This is a genomic window from Francisella philomiragia, from assembly GCF_018135955.1.
GTDB lineage: Bacteria > Pseudomonadota > Gammaproteobacteria > Francisellales > Francisellaceae > Francisella > Francisella philomiragia.
In genome coordinates, this window is sequence record NZ_CP063138.1 from 1,211,114 (window position 1) to 1,230,184 (window position 19,071).

Sequence of the window (19,071 nt, forward strand, 5' to 3'; positions counted from 1 at the left end):
AATGTTTGATTTTATTATCCATTTTAATGAGTATATAAATTACTTCATAGATATTTTAGGTGTTTGGTTTTATATACTACTGTTTTTTATCATTTTTTGTGAAACTGGAATTGTTCTTGGAATATTTTTTCCCGGTGACTCCTTACTATTTACAATTGGTGTAACTGCTGCTGCAACAAGTATCAACATTCATTTAGCGGTTCTATCAATTTGTTTAGGAGCTATTATCGGAGACTCCTGCAACTATATTACTGGTAAATTTATTGGTGAGAAATTATTTAGTACACATGCTAGAATCCTCAAAAAAGCATATTTAATTAAAACCAAAGAATTTTTGGATAAATACGGTACAAAAGCAATAATTTTTTCACGCTTTATAGCCTTTGTTAGAACGATTACTCCATTTGTTGCTGGAGTTAGCAACATGAACTATGCCAAATTCGTTACATTAGGAGCCATATCAGCTATTATTTGGTCTTTTTCAATTACATATACAGTATATTTCTTTAGTGACAACTATTTTGTTAAACAATATCTGAGCTTAATTATTGCCATTATTGTAGCTGTAGTTGTGATTCAAATGGTTATAAAAGGGATTATAAATAAAATAAAAGTAAAAAGAACTTAACCTTTAGATATTATTTTTTTATAATCTAACGACAAAACATTCAAAATGAATAATTTATGGATACGATTTCAGCATTATTTCATATTATCCTACATCTAGATCAATTTATTAGCACATATATTAATATACTTGGTGATTGGACTTATTTATTACTTTTTTTAGTGATTTTTTGTGAAACTGGGCTTGTGGTAACACCCTTTTTACCTGGCGACTCTTTACTTTTTGCACTAGGACTTACTGGAGCTGCGACTAGCTTAAATGTACATGTATTAGCTCCAATACTTGTAGCTGCAGCTGTATGTGGTGACTCATGCAACTATTTCCTTGGCAGAATGGTCGGTAAACGAATTTTTAAAGATGATGCAAAAATTCTCAAAACAGCTCACCTACTTAAAGCACAAGAATTCTTTAATAAATATGGTGCTGCTGCAATCATATTAGCAAGATTTACACCACTTGTAAGAACATTTATGCCTTTCACAGCCGGCATGGCACGCATGAGATATCCTAAATTTGTATTAATGGGAATTCTTGGTGCTTTTATATGGGTATACTCCATTGTCTACTTAGCATTCTTCTTTAGCAATAATGCTTTTGTTAAAAAATATTTCGGCCTATTCGTAATTTTAATTATTGTTGTATCTTTAATACCACCTACAATATCTTTCATCAAAGCATTTAAGAATAGGCTCTCTAACAAAATATAATTACAAAGACTATTTTTTACCCAAATTCAAATAATCTATTAAAAGTTTACGACTTCTTAGCTGCTTACCTGCTAAAGCATAATCAATATAGGCACGAGTAACTTTAGAAATGGCTTTTAGATCCTCATCAGTCCACAAGCTCACTGATTGATTGATTTTCAAGAGATTTTTCCCAGCAATACTATTTGGAATAGCTGATAGATTTTTTTTAAAACCCGTGGTAAGTATCGAGTAATTTAAACTCTCATCAATAGCCATGCCATCAATATCACAATCGACATAAACTCCCTGCCCAAGACTATCTAGCAACTCAAGCTCAAACATTCTCAACAAATATTTATAATTAATTTCATTTATATTTTTTAGAATAAAACCATATTTCTCAAATAAAAACTCTTCTTCATGAGAGTAACTCAGTAGCAGATATATCAACTCATTCATGTACTGCAATGATAATAGATTGATGTATGTGTTTTGATAAAATGACTCAACAAACTCTACGTTGTAAATTTTAGACAATCCATCTGATTTTTTAGCAAGACTAATTTGCCCTCTTAATTTAACCAAAGGCTGATATAGATTTATCGTTTTCTTATTAACTCTTATTAACCCCGAAATCTTACCAAACTCTCGAGTGAATATACTCACAAGTAGAGAATTTTCTTTATATTTGCACTGGTGCAATATATAAAAATCATACAACTGCTGCATTTATTTTCTCAATAAGTTCGATTATTTGCGAAGCATTTCTATATTTAAACTCAGGCAGTTCAAATTCTTTCACAAGCTCTTGTAGTGATGTTTTCTTGATATCAGCTTTATGTTGTAATTTTTTTTGCAACCATTTTATCATTGCTAGCATATAAGCATCACCATAAACTCTAAATGAGATTTTTTCTTCAGAAATATACACCTCTACAACCGAAAAATTATCAATCACACAATATTTGACTTGCTTCGGCAAGATAACAGGGTCTTCAAAATTAACCTCCGCAAGAAGTTTCTTTACCAAATCATTATACATTTTCTTCTCCTTGTGGAGATATAGCTCTCAAAAGCTTAACTTTTTCTATTAGTCTTTTAGCTGCTAATACAACCTGCTCTCTTGAAGTATGTAGACCAAATGAGATTCTTATCGTAGACTCTGCCTGATCAGCGCTCAAACCAATAGCAACCAATACATGAGATGGTTCAACAGCCTGAGAATTACACGCAGACCCCATAGACATACAAATACCACCAAGCATTGCTAACAAAGTTTCACCTTTTACACCTACAAAAGTAATGCTTAAAATACCAGGATAGCTATTATCAAGTTTTGTATTTATCTTTATATCATCAATTTCTTTAATAATATCCAAAAAAGTATCTCGCAAATCCTTTATGTACTGCAGATTATTCTGTCTATTAGCAAACATCTCTTTTACAGCCTCAGCTAATGCAAATATCTGATAATTCGCTAATGTTCCTGCTCTTATACTAAATTCCTGAGCTCCACCATGTATCTGTTTTTCTAGCTTAACTTTTGGCCTTTTAGATCTCACATATAAAAATCCCACACCTTTTGGAGCATAAATCTTATGTCCAGATACAGATAACAAATCGATATTCATATCATTTATATCAATATCAATCTTGCCATATCCTTGAGCTGCATCAACATGAAAAATTATACCACTCTGCTTAGTTAGCTTACCGATCTCACGAAGATTATTTAGAGTACCTAGCTCATTATTTACAGCCATTAGACTTATAAGAATAGTTTCTTGCTTAATGGCATTTTTGAGTTGTCCTAGATTAATCTGACCAAATCTATCAGCATCTAAATATGTAACTTCAAATCTCTTGGTTTCTAAGAAACTACAAACATCAAGTACTGCTTTATGTTCAACTTTTGATGTAATTATATGCTTACCTTTATTTTGATAAGCATAAGCTGCTCCTTTTATTGCAAGGTTATTTGACTCAGTAGCTCCTGATGTAAAAATAATCTCTCTAGGCAAAACAGACAAACTATCTGCTATAGATACCCTTGCTTGCTCAATTTTATCGCGAACTAATAAAGCCTGCTCATAAGTTGATGATCCAGAATTAAAAAAATCAGAGGCATCACTAATCGATTTTAGCATTGTTTTTTTGACATTTTGACTAAGTGGAGTAGTCGCTGCATAATCTAGATAAATAAGACCCATTAAAAATCAATAATTCTTTTAATTATTAGCTAATATTGATATTATATCAAATAATTGCGTACATAGTACTTTAACAAAATCGCGAACTAAATAGGCGCATGATTAAAGATGGTAAATTTGGTCAGTTTCATATATGAAATAGTCTATAAAAGCGATTTATTAAAAAGACCAAAATAGGTCTGAACTTAACGAGCTAGCTCATTAAACAGCTAGTTATGAACATTATATTATTGAAGGAATTAACTAAAAAATGAAAAAAATACTAATAAATAGTAAAAGTAGTGAAGAAACAAGAATCGCTACTCTAGATAACGGAAAACTTATTGATTTAGATATTGAAAATGTTGATAGAGAGCAGAAAAAAGCTAATATTTATAAGGGCTATATTTCTAGAATTGAACCGAGCTTAAATGCAATATTTGTCAACTATGGTGAAGATAAAAATGGTTTTTTACCATTCAAGGAAGTTTCTGAGTATTATCTAAAAGACGTACCAAATGGTGAAAATATTGCACATCTTCTTTCAGAAGGTCAAGAGTTAATAGTACAGATTGACAAAGAAGAACGTGGTGATAAAGGTGCAGCTTTAACTACATTTATCACACTTGCAGGCTCATACATGGTGTTGCTACCAAACAACCCAGATGGTGGCGGTATTTCACGTCGTGTAGAGGGTGAGGATAGAGAAAAACTTAAGAAATATCTAAAAGATTTAAACATCCCTAAAAATATGAGTGTAATTGCAAGAACTGCTTGTGTAGAGTGTTCTTTTGAAGAGTTAAAACATGACTTTGATACTCTAGTTGAATTATGGGACTCAATATTTAAGGCTTATCATAAAATCAAAAAGCCTGCTCTACTTCATAAAGAGAGTGACATAATCGTCAGAACAGTTAGAGATCATCTAAAAGAAGATGTTAAAGAAATTATTGTAGATTCTAAAGAATGCTATGAAGATGTTAAAAGACAACTTGGCTTACTTAGACAAAGTTTTGATATTAACAAAGTTAAGTTATACAACGAAGAGCTACCTATATTTGCACAGTTTGGTATCGATCAACAAATAGAAAATGCCTATAAGAGAGAAATTAGATTACCTTCTGGTGGTTCTATTGTAATTGACACAACAGAAGCCTTGGTTGCTATTGATGTTAACTCATCTCGTGCCAACAAAGCTGAAGATGTTGAAACTACTGCTTTCAAGACAAACTTAGAAGCTGCTGAAGAAGTTGCTCGTCAACTTAGAATCAGAGATCTTGGTGGTCTAGTTATCGTTGATTTTATTGACATGTCATTCTATCCAAATAGAAAACAAGTCGAAGAAAAATTAATGGAAGCACTGCAGCAAGATAAAGCACGCATTCAAATGTCACGCATATCTAAACTTGGACTTGTTGAAATATCTAGACAACGTTTAAGCTCATCAATCAATGAAAGTGTAATGCAAAAGTGCCCTCGTTGTGATGGACACGGTTTCATAAAAACAACTCAAGCTACTGCACTTACTATTTTACGTAAAATTAGAGCAGAGGCTATCAAAGAAGATACTAATGAGATACGTGTTCAGGTCCCTGTTGATATAGCTGCATATATACTAAATGAGAAAAGAGATAGCATTGTTGAAATTGAAAGAATCTCTGAAGTTAAAGTCATGTTAATTCCTAACTTCAACATGGAGTCTCCTAAGTTTCAAATGCAAAGAATTTGGGGTACTAGCTACAAATCAAACCGTACCAGTTCTGACTTAATAGAAGATGTATACAACGTTGAAATTCCTAAAGCGGGTAAAAAGAAAGTTGCTGCTGTTGAACTAAGTAAACCTATATCTGAAGATCAGAGCGTAAGCCCTAAGGAAGATAATAAACTTGAAAACAAGAATATTGAAACTACTGTTCAAAACAACACAAACAAAACTAGTGAAAAGCAAGAGCCAAAGAAAAAAGGTTTTTTCAGTAAACTACTAGATAAGCTTACAGGTAATACTGAAGTTATTACTGTTGAGAATAAAAAACCTCAAAATAAACAATACAACAACAAAGATAAGGCTCAAAAACCTCAAAAGTCTCAAGATAACAGACCACAAAAAGACATTAATCAGCGTGACGATCGCAAAGCTAATAATAATGATCGCAGTGATAATAAAAATAATAATAAAGGTCAAAAACATCAAGTCCAAAAATCTCAAGACAACAGACAAGAAAGAGACAATAACCAGCGTAACGATCGTAAAAACAATGACAATAGGAATGATCGTAACAAAAATAAATTAAGTAGTGATAAGTTTGATAAAAAATCAAACAATCGTGGTAGTAGCAGAAGCAACAACCTAAATCTTAATAATGCTGAAGAGGTTGTTGATATTACTCAGCTTAAGTATCAAAATCAAACTGCTGAAAAAACTGACAATATCAAGAAAGTAATATCTAAAAATCCTGAAGAGTTTGTCTCTGTTATGGTTAAAGATGTTTTAGAAAACTATAATAGCTTAAAAGATGATGGTGCTACAAAAGTAGCTACTGAAGAAAAAGCAAAGACTAGTAAATATCTAAAATTTGATACTGTTTTAGTCGATAAAGAAATAACTCTTCTTAAAGAAGCTGCTAGACAAGCTGAAAAGGCTAAACAAGCCGAGAAAATCCAAAACACTGAAGTAGAGGATAGCAACAATATTCATGCAGAAATAAAAGAAACTATTGAAATAGTTGATGAAGTAGTTGTAAAAGAAGAGCAATCTAAAAAAGCTAAACTAGAAAAAGATGATAAAACATCTGAGCAAAATAGCGTAAAAAAAGAAAAGCCTAAAACTACTAAAAATAATAAAAAAGAAAAAACAGTTGAAAAAGCTAACAAACAAAATCAACCTGAGCCAGAATACATAAATTATTCTCCAGCTCTTGATTTTGAATCACAATCAATAATCTAAATAGCAAGGCTATATCTAATGTTACACTATCCTCAAATTGATCCAGTTGCTTTACATCTAGGTCCTATAAAAGTCCACTGGTATGGTTTAATGTACTTATTCGGTATTTTTGCTGGCTGGTATTTATTGAGACACAGAGCAAAAGTTAAATCATGGGCACCTATCAAACCTGAACAAGCAGGCGATTTAACATTTTATATTGCTTTAGGTGTTATATTGGGTGGTAGAATTGGCTATATAATCTTTTACAATCTACCCTACTATTTTCATAACCCTCTCCAAATGTTTTTCCTCTGGGATGGCGGTATGTCATTCCATGGAGGGTTTATAGGTGTATTAATAGCATTTGCACTATATGCACGCAAACTTGGAGTTAACTTCTTTGACCTTGGCGAATTTGTAGCTCCAGTTGTACCTATAGGTCTAGGCGCTGGTAGAATTGGTAATTTCATAAACGGCGAGTTATGGGGGAAAGTTACAGATTCTCCAATAGGAATGATTTTTCCTACTGGTGGACCTTTACCTAGATACCCTTCTCAACTATTTGAGTTCTTTTTAGAGGGTGTTGTACTATTTACAGTATTATGGCTAGTTAGTATCAAAAAAAGACCACGTTATTTAATATTAGGATTATTTATGTTCCTATATGGTAGCGCTAGATTTATTTGTGAATTTTTCAGACAGCCAGATCCGCAATATGGTTATATATTCTTTAACTGGATGACTATGGGACAGATATTATCTATTCCTATGATAGTGTTAGGAGCAATAATTCTTATCATAGTTTTCATAAGAACAAGGAAGAATAAATGCGAGAATATCTAAACTTTCTAAAATATATAAAAGACAATGGAACTAATAAAGGCGATAGAACAGGTACTGGTACAACAAGTATTTTTGGATACCAAATGCGCTTTGATTTACAACAAGGTTTCCCATTAGTAACTACAAAAAAAATTCATATCCCAAGTGTTGTTCATGAACTGTTATGGTTTTTAAGTGGTAGCACAAATGTAAAATATCTAAATGATAATAAAGTTAGAATTTGGAACGAATGGGCAACTGAAGAAGGTGAACTTGGACCGATATATGGTAAACAATGGCGTGACTTCAATGGCGAAGGTATAGATCAAATTGCTGAAGTAATTGAAATGCTAAAAACCAATCCAAATTCACGTAGAATTCTTGTCTCAGCATGGAATCCTTGTGTTGTTCCTTCAGAAAAAATCTCTCCTCAAGAGAATGTCGCTAAAGGTAATTCTGCCCTACCACCTTGTCATGCAATGTTCCAGTTTTATGTTGCTGATAATAAGTTATCTTGTATGCTTACACAAAGAAGTGCTGATGCCTTTTTGGGAGTTCCATTTAATATTGCGAGCTACTCTTTACTAACACACATGATTGCTCAGCAATGTGACCTTGATGTTGGTGAATTTATTTGGTCTGGTGGCGATTGTCATATTTATAACAATCATATAGAGCAAGTAAATGAGCAACTTAGTAGAGAGCCTTTAGACTTACTAACGCTTAAAATTTTAAGAAAACCAAGTTCTATATTTGATTACAAATATGAAGACTTTGAATTTCAGAATTATAAACATCATCCAGCTATAAAAGCAAAAATTTCTGTATAAGGATATTATAAAAATGAATCAATTATCTCTTAACAAAAAGAAAATCCCCATTCTACTTTTAGAAGGTATTCATTTAAATGCTCTTGAATCATTTAAAGCTGCTGGATACGAAAATATTGAACTATTGAATACAGCACTAGAAGGTCAAGAGCTTGTAGATAAGCTTAAAGATTTTAAAATCGTTGGCTTACGCTCACGTACACAGCTTACTAAAGAAGTACTAGAACAGTCTTCTCATTTGACTGCCATAGGTTGTTTCTGTATTGGTACAAACCAAGTTGACCTTAAGACTGCTCAAAATCTAGGAATACCTGTATTTAATGCTCCGTTTTCAAATACTCGTAGTGTTGCTGAACTTGTATTAGCTGAAGCAATTTTGTTGATACGTAATGTAATTGATAAAAATGCTAAAACTCATCGTGGTGAATGGCATAAATCTGCTGATAATGCTAATGAAGTGAGAGGTAAAACTCTTGGAATCATTGGCTATGGCCATATTGGTATGCAGCTTGGTATTTTAGCAGAGAGTATAGGCTTAAATGTCATATTTTACGATATAGAAGAAAAGCTTCCATTAGGAAATGCTAGTGCTGTAGAAAGTTTAGAGACTCTACTTAAAAATTCTGATGTTGTTTCATTACATGTACCTCAACTGCCTACAACTGCAAATATGATTTCTACTAAAGAGCTTAGCTTCATGAAAGAAAACTCAGTACTAATTAATGCTTCTAGAGGAAATGTTGTTGATATTGATGCTTTAGTTGAAGTTTTGAAAAATGGTAAACTCAAAGGTGCAGCTATAGACGTTTTCCCTAAAGAGCCATCTGCTAAGGGTGAAATATTTGAAAGCCCACTAAGAGGCTTTGATAATGTTTTCTTAACGCCTCATATTGGTGGTAGCACTATCGAAGCGCAGGAAAATATTGCCAATGAAGTCGCTGCTAAGCTTATTAAATATTCTGATAATGGTTCGACTCTAAATGCCGTAAATTTCCCAGAATTATCACTACCTAGCCATACTGAAACTCATAGAATATTACATATACACCAAAATATACCGGGCACTATGAATGAGCTAAACAAGATATTAGCTGCAAAAAACATTAACGTTGAAGGGCAATATCTTAGAACTCTAGAGAATATTGGTTATGTTGTGATGGATATTAAATCAACTTCTGATGAAGCAAAAGATCTTGTTGATGAATTCAAAAAAATCAAAACTACAATAAAAGCTCGTTTTCTTGTATAGATGTCTCTAGATAAAACCCAAATTATCTCTCAAATTTTAAAATACTCTCCTTCTCACATAATTATCGGTTATAGTGGTGGTGTAGATTCTAGTGTTTTATTAGACATAACAAAAGATTTATACATTCCAACTATTGCTATTTATATTAACCACAACATCCATCCTGATGCACTAAAATGGCAATTACATTGCCAAACAATATGCAATAATGCAAATATTGATTTTATAGCTCACTCTCTAGATCAAGCTCCTAAAGGAGAAAGTTTTGAAGCTTGGGCAAGTAAGCAAAGGATGGATTTCTTTATTGAGATCATGAGTCAGTATTCTAGTCCGATTCTTCTACTAGGTCATCATCTAGATGATCAAGCTGAAACATTCCTAATTCAAGCGATAAGAGGATCAGGATTAGCTGGACTAGCTAGTATGCCATACTATAAACAATTAAATCATGGAGCTGTACTTCGCCCTCTTTTAGATTATACAAAGAAAGATATTCAAGACTATGCAAGCCAGAATAAGATTAATCACATCTATGATGATAGTAATGAGAATATAAAATATCGTCGGAATCTTATTCGTAATCAGATAATGCCAATATTAGAGCAAATTAATCCAAATATTAGCAGAACTCTTTCTCGAAGTGCTAAGATCTGTGCAGAAAGTAGTAACATATTACAAAAGTTACTTAATGAAAAATTACAGAAGATTTCTAAAGATAATGGTCTATTTATCTCTGAATTACTTACCTTAGATAATGATATACAAAAAAGTTTGATTCATCATTGGTTTAAAGAAACAACAAATCAAAGTCTAAAAAGTAAACAAATTGAAGAAATACAGAAAGCTCTTAGCAATATTCACACTGGTTGGCAATTTGATATCAATAAACAATATCAAATATCTGTAGAATATAATCAACTAATAATTAAAATTAATAACCAATTAAATTTAATCTTAAATAATAAAGACATAATTGAATGGCTCAAAGAGAAATTGAATAACAGCTTTAATGCTGAGGAAATTATAGTCCGAAAAAGACAAGCTTCTGATAAATGTAGATATCAAGGCAGAAACAAAGCAAATAAATTAAAAGTACTATTCCAAGAGCTGAAAATACCAGCATCAGAACGCTCTAAAGCAAGAGTTATATTACTAAATGATAAAATAATCGCAGTTTATCCTTTTTTCATATGTGATTAATCTAGCTTCTCTTCTTGGCCAAGAGAGTGTTATAAACCTTCTGAATTCCTTCAGCTTCATTTTGAATTTTATATTTTGATGACACCAAATCATAACCATTTTGAGCTATTTCATATCTTAATTTATCATCAGACATTAAGATATCTAACTTCTCAGCAATTTGTTGACTTGATTTTGGTTCAATTAAATAGGCATTTTGAGCATCAGAAATAATCTCAGGCCAAGCACCAGCTTTAGTAGCAATCACAGCACATTTAGATGCCATTGCCTCAAGAGCTGGCAAGCCAAAGCCTTCTTTATGACTAGCACAAACTACGATATCTAATGCTCTATACCAACTTGGAATCTCTTTGCTATTCTTGATAAACCCTGTAAATATTATCCGTTCTGACAAACCTGCTTGCTGAACCATTTGTTCTAGTTGTTTTTTGAACTCTAAATCTTTAGGTGTTGCTTCACCAATAACTACAGCTGTCCAATCAGGATATTTTATTAGCATAGCTACTACTGCTTCAATAAACTCATAAGTTCCTTTAGACTTTCTGATTCTGCCAAATATTCCTATACCATATTTGCCTGGTAGTTTTCTATTTTGCCACTCTTGAGCCTTATTGCCAGCTGGATAAAAAACTTCAGTATTAACTCCATGCGGTACTATATAGGGTGATCTCTCAAGATATTTTGCAGATATTTCAGATGGACATATAACTGCTTCCATTCTGTTTATATAAAATTTTGTCAGTTTTTTATGATGCCTTTGTGCTACAGAAGTAAAAACTAGTATTATCTTATATCTAAAAACATATTTTAAGATAATCCCCACAAGCATATCAATGTTTCTACGTGCATGCCAAATACGCCATTTATCACGCCAACACTTAAATAAAAAGTCTCTAAATCTAATCGTTTTAATACCGTTTGAATCAATATTAAAACCCATACCTACAATATTTACTAGCTTAGCCTGCTCTGGCATCACAGCTAACATACTAGCATTAATCCCAGAAAATCTACGACCTAATGACAAGGCAATAACTTCAATATCTTTTATATCTTTAGTTTCCACTGATTTAATTATAATAATAGGTTATATCAGACATACTAAAGCAATATATGATTATTTACAAGAGTCACAAAATCCAAGAAATGTAATTATTAATATTTACTGATATCTAATAATTGTAATGTAAGAATTACTGGCTTAAAGTGTTATAATGTTTTCATATATTAGCTAGTTGTTTGAAGTAATAGATGTTCTTTTTAAAAAAAATTTGTAATATTTTTTCTTACAAAAAACCCATCATAAAAGACAATACATTTTTGCTATGGGAACCTTGTACACATAGCCATGCTGAAATAGTTCCTGGATTTGCGAAGTATTTACTTGATTTAGGTTATCATGTTTCTATCCTAATTAATCCTAAAAGATACAAAGAAGGATTATTCTGTAGATTTGATAATGAAAATATCTCGTATAATAAAATGTCTAAAAGGCAAATTCGCAAGTTTTTCAAAAAAAATAGTTTAGCTAATGTACAAGGGGTACTAATCACAACACTTGGCAAATTATATGATGGTAAAGATATAAACCAAGCATATAACTCGTTTAATAAACAAATAGATAGAAATAAACTTTTCTTTGTTGAACATGAAATTGATAGCTACTTTGATAACAATCCTGAAACACGTAAAGATATTATCACACTTAGAACAATGGACTACAAAAATGCGACTACTATAGCTGTTAACCCCCACTATTTTGGACAATTCAAACTAAATAACAAAAACTCTCTAACAACTTTTGTTACTATTGGTGCAATTTCAGAAAAAAGAAAAAGCACTAAACTGCTTGTAAATGCTGTAGAAGAACTAGTAAATACGGGTATTACTAACTTCAAAGTTGTTGTTATTGGTAAAGGAAATATCAAAGATTTACCTACACACCTGCAAAAGTATTTTGATATCAAAGGACGTCTTGATTTCAAAGAAATGTATACTGAAATTGAAAAAGCTGACTTTATCCTATCAGCATATGAAGATAATCCTGACCATATCAAATATATTACTTGTAAGACTAGTGGTACATTTCAACTTGTCTATGGTTTTCTAAAGCCAATTATCATCAGAGAAAGTTTTGCTCCAATAAATGGTTTTAATAATGATAATGCCATACTCTACAAACAAGATAATAATTATCCAGAATCTATGACTAAAGCAATAGAGTTATCTCAGCACAATTATTTGCAAATGCGCGAAAACCTCAAAGAATACTCAGATCAACTATATTGCCAATCGCTGAAAAATTTACAATGCGAAATTAAAAATAGACATTAATTCTTGAATTGCTTTTCGTTCTTAATTATTTTTCTAATAAGAAATAAACTACGAGTTGGTTGTAATAGGATATATTTGATACCTGTCAATCTAGCCTTATTAAATTTGCCCTCAAGATATAGTGAATCAATAATATAGCGCCCTTTTCTCTTGTTAAAGAATTTTGACTTAATTCTATCAATTTTTCCAGAAGCAAAACATTTGCCAGTAAACCAGCATAACGAATAATTACCAGCAAAACTTTTCTTTAGATTTACATGAAGGTCTTTTTTATATGAACGATTATACTCGGGTTTTATAAACATAGAGTTTTGATGTGTATATATCGAGTCTTTAATATATGGAAAGAGTTCAAATCTAAAATTATTTATATTATTAACACCTGAGTATAATGGAGTCTTTTCTTGTTGATTAACTATTAGATTAATTGCTTTGCCCAACAAACCTGGACCTGTGATGCTTAAAGGATCATTACCATAAAAACCATTCTTTGAGTTCTCTACTATCATTTCAATAGCTTTTTTTAGGAATGGATGCTTTGGCTTCGAACAAATAAATGCCTGATAAATATAGCCATCAAACTCATAGTCTGATTTATATTTATCTTTAACTGAAGCAAACTCAATATCATAGCATAAAACATCATCAAGACTAACTAATAATTCTTGCTTAATATCGCTATACACGCCACCATGTATGTATAGCACACAATAGCGCCACAAATCACATTTATAAGCCCCAGGTATTATATTATCATAAGCTTCAAGAACATCTTTTTCAAAGTTCTCTTTGAGAAACTCGCGACACGCTTCATCATCAAAGAAATGAAACTCCCAATCAGGGTTTTTATCAATCCATGTATAAACTGCATTATACATCTCTTGACTTACCTCACTTGTTCTCCAAGTTTTAAAAATCTTTTTGGTAATGTACTGGTATTCTATAGAATTTGATAATTTAGCTCTTGAAGGAATAAAAGCCGGAATTTTTTTAATCGAAATTGACATAAATAAAAGTCCAAATAGGTTTAATGTTTATACGCTAAGTTATTCCAGTATAAAACTTTAACAAATACTATGAAAATATACTAACTCAAAATACGTTTTTTGCAAATATAGCAAAGAGATTTAAACTATTAAGAAGTTATAGTATTAGAATCTTTACTTTCTTCACACTTTCTTTGAGCTAAGAATATTGCCGTTAAGTTAGCAAATAAAATAACCATTATTTGTGTAGTAAAAAAATAATCAAACAAGCAGCCAATAAACATTGCTAATATTAAAACTCTAAAATAAACTCGGTTGCGATAGTCTAACCATCTTGCTTCAACAAAAAATGCCACAAAACATAATAAAAGAGAAACTCCAGCAACTATACCTGCTCTAAAAACATAATTAATAAACTCATCATGAGCCATAATACCGTCATTAACTACACGTGGATCATCTCTCAGTCTTTGATTCTTGTTTATTAAAATCTTAGTACATTGAATAACATCTGTTGTATTAGTAAGATAAGGACATCCCAGTATATAAAGTTTAGGATATTCTCTTAAAACTTTGAATGAAGAACTATAGTATAACAATCTAAGTCCAGTCGATGTCTCATACTGTTTCCTAGCATCTGTATTATCATAATCTTGATTAAAAAATACTTGCGATTCTTCCACAGATGTTTGTAATCTATAATGAAATATACCTGAGAATTTATAGACAATTCCAAAGATAATACTAATTACAACTACACAGCAAGTTAGAATTGTTACAAGTCGCTTTATACATAACTTATCGTTTTTAAAACTAAAATACTTTAAAGCTATAAATGAATAGTATACAAATACTACAAATTCAATGACATAACCAGCCTTACTACGATTTACAAAAAGATCTATAAAAATAACCAATAAACCAGCAGCAAACATTAGAATCTTTATCATAATATTTGGTATTCGGATAGCTTTACCAATAATTACTACAGCCGAAAAAGGAAAAGTTAATGCAACTATTGACTGAATAACACTACCGCCATGTATACCAAAATATATCTGACTAACTACGAAATCTATATGCAATATATATCTAAATAACGCATACAAAGAGAATATAACTACAATTGATAAGTAAAAGTTTAAAAGATAATTAGCATATTTAATATTTCTAGATAAAAAATAACTAGCAGAACATATATATATAAATATAAATATTGGGTTAGAAAATCCTAAAATTGACTTAATATCTATATTATGACTAGCTAAGGATGCATAAATCACGCCAATATTTACCATTATTGCCGACACTAACAGAAACTGTAGCGATCTATTTTGTTTAAGAGTTCTAAAAACCTCTTTATTAAAAAAAGCAAAAAGAATAATTAATATAAAACCTACAGAGATAAAAAATCTAGCAAAAAAGAATATACTTACAAACATTACCAACATAAGTACAAATACTATCTTGGTATATATTTCAGATTTCAAAACTTTTCTCCTAACATAAAATAAAATTCTTATACACTACACCTTATAGTATACCAGCTCTTGTTTTCATTAATAAAATGATTCGATCAATTAAACTAAACTTTTTAAAAGTTGGAATATTTCTTTAAATGACTTATTAGGCTTTTTTTTCTCGACCTCTTTATGATGATTTCTAATTAGCTGGCGCAATTTTTGCACATCCATATCAGGATGCTCTTGTATTAGTTTTTCCAATGTCTCATTAGCCTTTATAGGATCTAAGAGGTTACTTCTAAGATTCTCTAAGCGCTGAATCATAAGATTTGCATCTTTATCTTTATTAACCAGAACGTCATACGCCTTATGAATATCATCTAAATTATCGGTTTTTCGTAATAGCTTACCTATAAACTGTGCTTGTCTTTTTAGAGCTATCTTTTGCAAATTTTTAGCACTAAGAATATTATTTTTAAGATTTTCATCTATTGGTAGCTTACCTAGCTGCTCCTTACTTAGTTCAGTTAAGGATCTGCCAAAATCGGTTATCTCTAATGCATCTTTTTTTACAGTAGTCTTACTCTTTACAGCTTTATATTGCGAGTTTTCTTCTTCACGTTGCAAACGCTCTATTTCATCTAGGTCTATTACTTTGCTCATAGCTATTATTTTAATTTGCTTATATATATATATAATATAAGCTATAATTTTAAACGTTTAATTTATTTTATCCACCTAAAAAATATCAGGAGACTACCAAATATGTTTAGCTTTGAAAAAAATAGCCTAAAAAATACTGATAAAGAAATTTTTGATGCTATAGAACTTGAGGTTAAAAGACAACATGAACATGTTGAGCTTATTGCATCAGAGAACTATGCAAGCCCTGCTGTAATGGAAGCTCAGGGCTCTCAACTCACTAATAAATATGCTGAAGGGTATCATGGCAAAAGATATTATGGTGGCTGCGAATTTGTAGATATAGCAGAAAAACTAGCTATCGAAAGAGCTCAAAAACTATTTGGTGTTGATTATGCAAATGTTCAACCTCATTCAGGATCACAAGCAAATGCTGCTGTATATAATGCTGTACTTAAGCCAGGCGATACAGTGCTTGGCATGGATCTTGGTGCTGGTGGGCATTTAACCCATGGTAGTAAAGTAAATTTCTCGGGTAAAATTTATAATTCTATTCAATATGGTCTAAATGAAAGTGGTGACATTGACTACAAACAAGTAGCTGAACTGGCTAAAGAACATAAGCCAAAAATGATAATTGCTGGATTCTCAGCTTTTTCTGGGATTATTGATTGGAAAAAGTTCAGAGAAATTGCAGATTCAGTAGATGCTGTACTAATGGCCGATATTGCTCACGTTGCAGGACTTGTTGCGGCTGGCTTATACCCAAATCCATTTCCTTATGTTGATGTTGCAACTACAACCACCCACAAAACTCTAAGAGGTCCAAGAGGTGGGTTAATACTTTGTAATGATAATCCAGACCTAGCTAAAAAATTCCAGTCAGCTATTTTTCCAGGTATTCAAGGCGGACCTTTGATGCATGTAATTGCAGCTAAAGCAGTTGCCTTTAAAGAAGCATTAGAACCTAGCTTTATTGACTACCAAAAGCAGGTATTGAGAAATGCTAAGGCTATGGAAAAAGTCCTAAAAGAACGTAACATTAATATTATTTCAGGTGGTACAAATAACCACTTATTGTTACTAGATATAACAAATACAGGATTCTCAGGTAAAGAAGCTGAGGCTGCTCTAGGCAGAGCAAATATTACTGTTAACAAAAACTCTATACCAAATGATCCTCGCTCTCCATTTGTTACAAGTGGCTTAAGAATAGGAAGTCCTGCCATCACAACTAGAGGATTCAAAGAAGCTGAGTGTGAGCAAATCGCAAACTGGTTGGCGGATGTGGTATATAATTGTGGAAATGAGAAAGTTGAAAATGAAACTGCTACAAAAGTTTCAGAACTTTGTGATAGATTTCCTGTTTATAAATAGATATCTTAATTTTATTTTCAGCAATATCAAACTCTAAACTTCAAAACTAAATTTTAATGATTAATTTTAAATTTTACCAAAAGTCTTTTATTTTATTTATTTCTATGTCTTGAAAACGTGCATATTAAAGTATTTTATTAAGTAAAGGTGAATTATTTAAATATTATCTTAATTTTAATATTGACATAAAATTAATATTAAATATAATATCCCCGTATTCAAATACTTTCGTAACATTAATTTAATATTTTATTAATCATGGAGATTATAATGAAAAAAACTATCACTATCGCTCTTTTAGGTTCAATCGCAGCTACTTCTGTTTACGCAGATGATTTAAATGCTAATGTTGTAAACAATTCTATTGTTAACTATTCTAACAAAGTTGAAGCTGCTGCTGATACTGATCCTAACTCTGCAATCTATGCTGTCAAAAGCATGGCTGCTGATGCTGCTGATATACAAGCAAATGGTGAAAAAATAGCTAGAGGTTTAGTTCTAACTAATAATGGTAGAGTTAAAATACCTAACGCTGTTAAACCTAAAGATATGTATATGAAGGATCAAGCATCTGCTGCTCAAGGTCTTGAGAAATATAGAGCTGAAAGAGATGGTATTAATAAAAATATTGAAAAGCTGCAATCTGAAAAGAAATTGGGCTGGAAGATTAAGGTTGCTGCTGAACAGGCTAAACTTAAATCTATCAACACTAAGATAGATATCCTAAAAGGTATCGAAAATGGTGATAAGGCTTATGCTGAAGAGAAGATTGCTCAGTTTAATATTATCAAAGAAATTACTGTAAATGGTCCTACAGCATACTACAATAATATTGCTAAGCCTATTTCTGCTGAGTTAGAAGCTGCATGGAATTCAGCTACTGCTCTTGATTATGCTGGCTATAGAACTAATATGGACATGTTCTGGAATGCAAGAGTTGCTCTTTGGAATGGTCAATACAATATCAACAGTAAAGATGCTGATACTGCAGTAGCGTTTAACGATATTACTAACTATTTAACTATTCAAGCTATTGAGCTTATACAGGGTGGAAGTAATGAAAAAGCTATCGCTACATATGCTAATGTAAATACACTTGCATATACAGTAACTACATTAGGTGATTTAGAGAGTGGAATTCAGCAGAAGATTGCTTCTCCAAGAACAGCTCTATCAATATGTGAAGCTAACTTGCTTGATGTTAGAGCAAATAGTAATATTGCTACAGCTAGAAATGTTATAAAAGATTTGTCTGATGAAAAAGCTGTTGATGCTATCCTTACGCAATTCTTAGATATTATCAACCTTGGTGATATTAAGGTATATGACCTAGATAAGTTAGGTGAAAACTGGGCTGTTAAAGCTGCTGTTAATGCAATATCTAAAGCAATCGGTACAGAGGGTGTTGTTTATGTTAAAGATCATACTTTAATGTTAAGACCTGCTAGTGCTATAGCAGCTCCTGTAGCTAATGCTATTGCTGAAAATGGTATATATAAACAAGTAAGTGATGCTGATAGTATCCTATTTGGTGTAAATGCTTGTAATTTTGCTGCTGCTCAAAATAGTCAAAGTCCTGTTGCTAAAGCTATGGTTGCAGCTACTAAGCAAATTTCTAATCAGTTAGCTAAAGGTCAAACTATTGATGCTGCTTTCCAAGAACAAGTGTACGCAGCTCTTCAAGCTACTATGTTCGAAAACTTAAGCAAAGTTATTGCTAAGTAATCAATTTAATA

17 protein-coding genes are annotated in these 19,071 nt (G+C 31.6%); 10 read left to right on the forward strand and 7 right to left on the reverse strand.

Features of this window, described 5'->3' with window-relative positions:
- The first annotated feature begins 1 nt into the window (after position 1).
- On the forward strand, positions 2–628 hold the full coding sequence (locus IMS64_RS05970; protein WP_004287466.1) for a VTT domain-containing protein: 627 nt from the start codon (positions 2–4) through the stop codon (positions 626–628).
- Between the two features lie 56 nt (positions 629–684).
- A complete protein-coding gene (locus IMS64_RS05975) occupies positions 685–1,335 on the forward strand; it encodes a VTT domain-containing protein (protein ID WP_004287465.1) in 651 nt (216 codons plus the stop codon).
- 9 nt (positions 1,336–1,344) lie between these two features.
- Here IMS64_RS05975 and recO read toward each other — a convergent pair whose 3' ends face one another.
- The 3 genes from recO to IMS64_RS05990 are packed head-to-tail and all read right to left on the reverse strand — an operon-like array spanning position 1,345 to position 3,527.
- Positions 1,345–2,046, reverse strand: a complete 702-nt coding sequence (gene recO, locus IMS64_RS05980; RefSeq protein ID WP_211490150.1) for a DNA repair protein RecO — start codon at positions 2,044–2,046, stop codon at positions 1,345–1,347.
- Positions 2,030–2,359: a hypothetical protein gene (locus tag IMS64_RS05985; protein ID WP_211490151.1), complete on the reverse strand. Its 330-nt coding sequence runs from the start codon at positions 2,357–2,359 to the stop codon at positions 2,030–2,032. Before IMS64_RS05985 ends, recO begins: the two co-directional genes overlap by 17 nt.
- Entirely contained in the window at positions 2,352–3,527 is a 1,176-nt protein-coding gene (locus IMS64_RS05990) for a cysteine desulfurase family protein (RefSeq protein ID WP_211490152.1), read from the reverse strand. Before IMS64_RS05990 ends, IMS64_RS05985 begins: the two co-directional genes overlap by 8 nt.
- Before the next feature lie 250 nt (positions 3,528–3,777).
- Between IMS64_RS05990 and IMS64_RS05995 the strand changes: the two genes are divergently transcribed.
- From IMS64_RS05995 to tilS, 5 genes are read left to right on the forward strand one after another with little or no spacing between them, the layout of a single operon-like run.
- Entirely contained in the window at positions 3,778–6,450 is a 2,673-nt protein-coding gene (locus IMS64_RS05995; protein ID WP_211490153.1) for an Rne/Rng family ribonuclease, read from the forward strand.
- 18 nt (positions 6,451–6,468) lie between these two features.
- Entirely contained in the window at positions 6,469–7,275 is an 807-nt protein-coding gene (lgt, locus tag IMS64_RS06000; protein ID WP_200166245.1) for a prolipoprotein diacylglyceryl transferase, read from the forward strand.
- Positions 7,260–8,084, forward strand: coding sequence for a thymidylate synthase (locus IMS64_RS06005; RefSeq protein ID WP_211490154.1), 825 nt, complete (start codon positions 7,260–7,262; stop codon positions 8,082–8,084). The genes lgt and IMS64_RS06005 overlap by 16 nt, the downstream gene beginning before the upstream one ends.
- Positions 8,085–8,097: 13 nt before the next feature.
- Complete coding sequence (gene serA, locus IMS64_RS06010) at positions 8,098–9,333, forward strand: phosphoglycerate dehydrogenase (RefSeq protein WP_211490155.1); 1,236 nt, start codon at positions 8,098–8,100, stop codon at positions 9,331–9,333.
- Positions 9,334–10,533 carry a tRNA lysidine(34) synthetase TilS gene (gene tilS, locus IMS64_RS06015; RefSeq protein ID WP_211490156.1) on the forward strand — a complete coding sequence of 400 codons (1,200 nt, stop codon included), beginning with the start codon at positions 9,334–9,336 and terminating at the stop codon, positions 10,531–10,533.
- 1 nt (position 10,534) lies between these two features.
- Here the strand turns inward: tilS and IMS64_RS06020 are convergent, their stop codons facing one another.
- Positions 10,535–11,599 carry a glycosyltransferase family 4 protein gene (locus IMS64_RS06020; protein WP_042517926.1) on the reverse strand — a complete coding sequence of 355 codons (1,065 nt, stop codon included), beginning with the start codon at positions 11,597–11,599 and terminating at the stop codon, positions 10,535–10,537.
- A 185-nt stretch (positions 11,600–11,784) separates the two neighbouring features.
- Here IMS64_RS06020 and IMS64_RS06025 point away from each other — a divergent pair, with 185 nt between their 5' ends.
- On the forward strand, positions 11,785–12,867 hold the full coding sequence (locus IMS64_RS06025) for a hypothetical protein (RefSeq protein WP_211490157.1): 1,083 nt from the start codon (positions 11,785–11,787) through the stop codon (positions 12,865–12,867).
- On the opposite strand, the gene IMS64_RS06030 is transcribed toward IMS64_RS06025, so the two are convergent.
- From IMS64_RS06030 to yjgA, 3 genes are all read right to left on the reverse strand, one after another.
- Positions 12,864–13,874 carry a glycosyltransferase family 32 protein gene (locus tag IMS64_RS06030; protein ID WP_088821423.1) on the reverse strand — a complete coding sequence of 337 codons (1,011 nt, stop codon included), beginning with the start codon at positions 13,872–13,874 and terminating at the stop codon, positions 12,864–12,866. The two genes, IMS64_RS06025 and IMS64_RS06030, sit on opposite strands and share 4 nt — an antisense overlap.
- Positions 13,875–14,002: 128 nt before the next feature.
- Complete coding sequence (locus IMS64_RS06035) at positions 14,003–15,343, reverse strand: hypothetical protein (RefSeq protein ID WP_211490158.1); 1,341 nt, start codon at positions 15,341–15,343, stop codon at positions 14,003–14,005.
- Between the two features lie 90 nt (positions 15,344–15,433).
- On the reverse strand, positions 15,434–15,979 hold the full coding sequence (gene yjgA / locus IMS64_RS06040; RefSeq protein WP_088821424.1) for a ribosome biogenesis factor YjgA: 546 nt from the start codon (positions 15,977–15,979) through the stop codon (positions 15,434–15,436).
- Between the two features lie 102 nt (positions 15,980–16,081).
- On the opposite strand from yjgA, the gene glyA reads away from it, so the two are divergent.
- Both glyA and IMS64_RS06050 read left to right on the forward strand, forming a co-directional pair.
- Entirely contained in the window at positions 16,082–17,335 is a 1,254-nt protein-coding gene (glyA, locus tag IMS64_RS06045) for a serine hydroxymethyltransferase (RefSeq protein ID WP_211490159.1), read from the forward strand.
- Between the two features lie 270 nt (positions 17,336–17,605).
- The gene (locus IMS64_RS06050) at positions 17,606–19,060 is read left to right on the forward strand and encodes a hypothetical protein (RefSeq protein ID WP_211490160.1); all 1,455 of its coding nucleotides are present in this window, start codon (positions 17,606–17,608) and stop codon (positions 19,058–19,060) included.
- Positions 19,061–19,071: the final 11 nt, after the last annotated feature.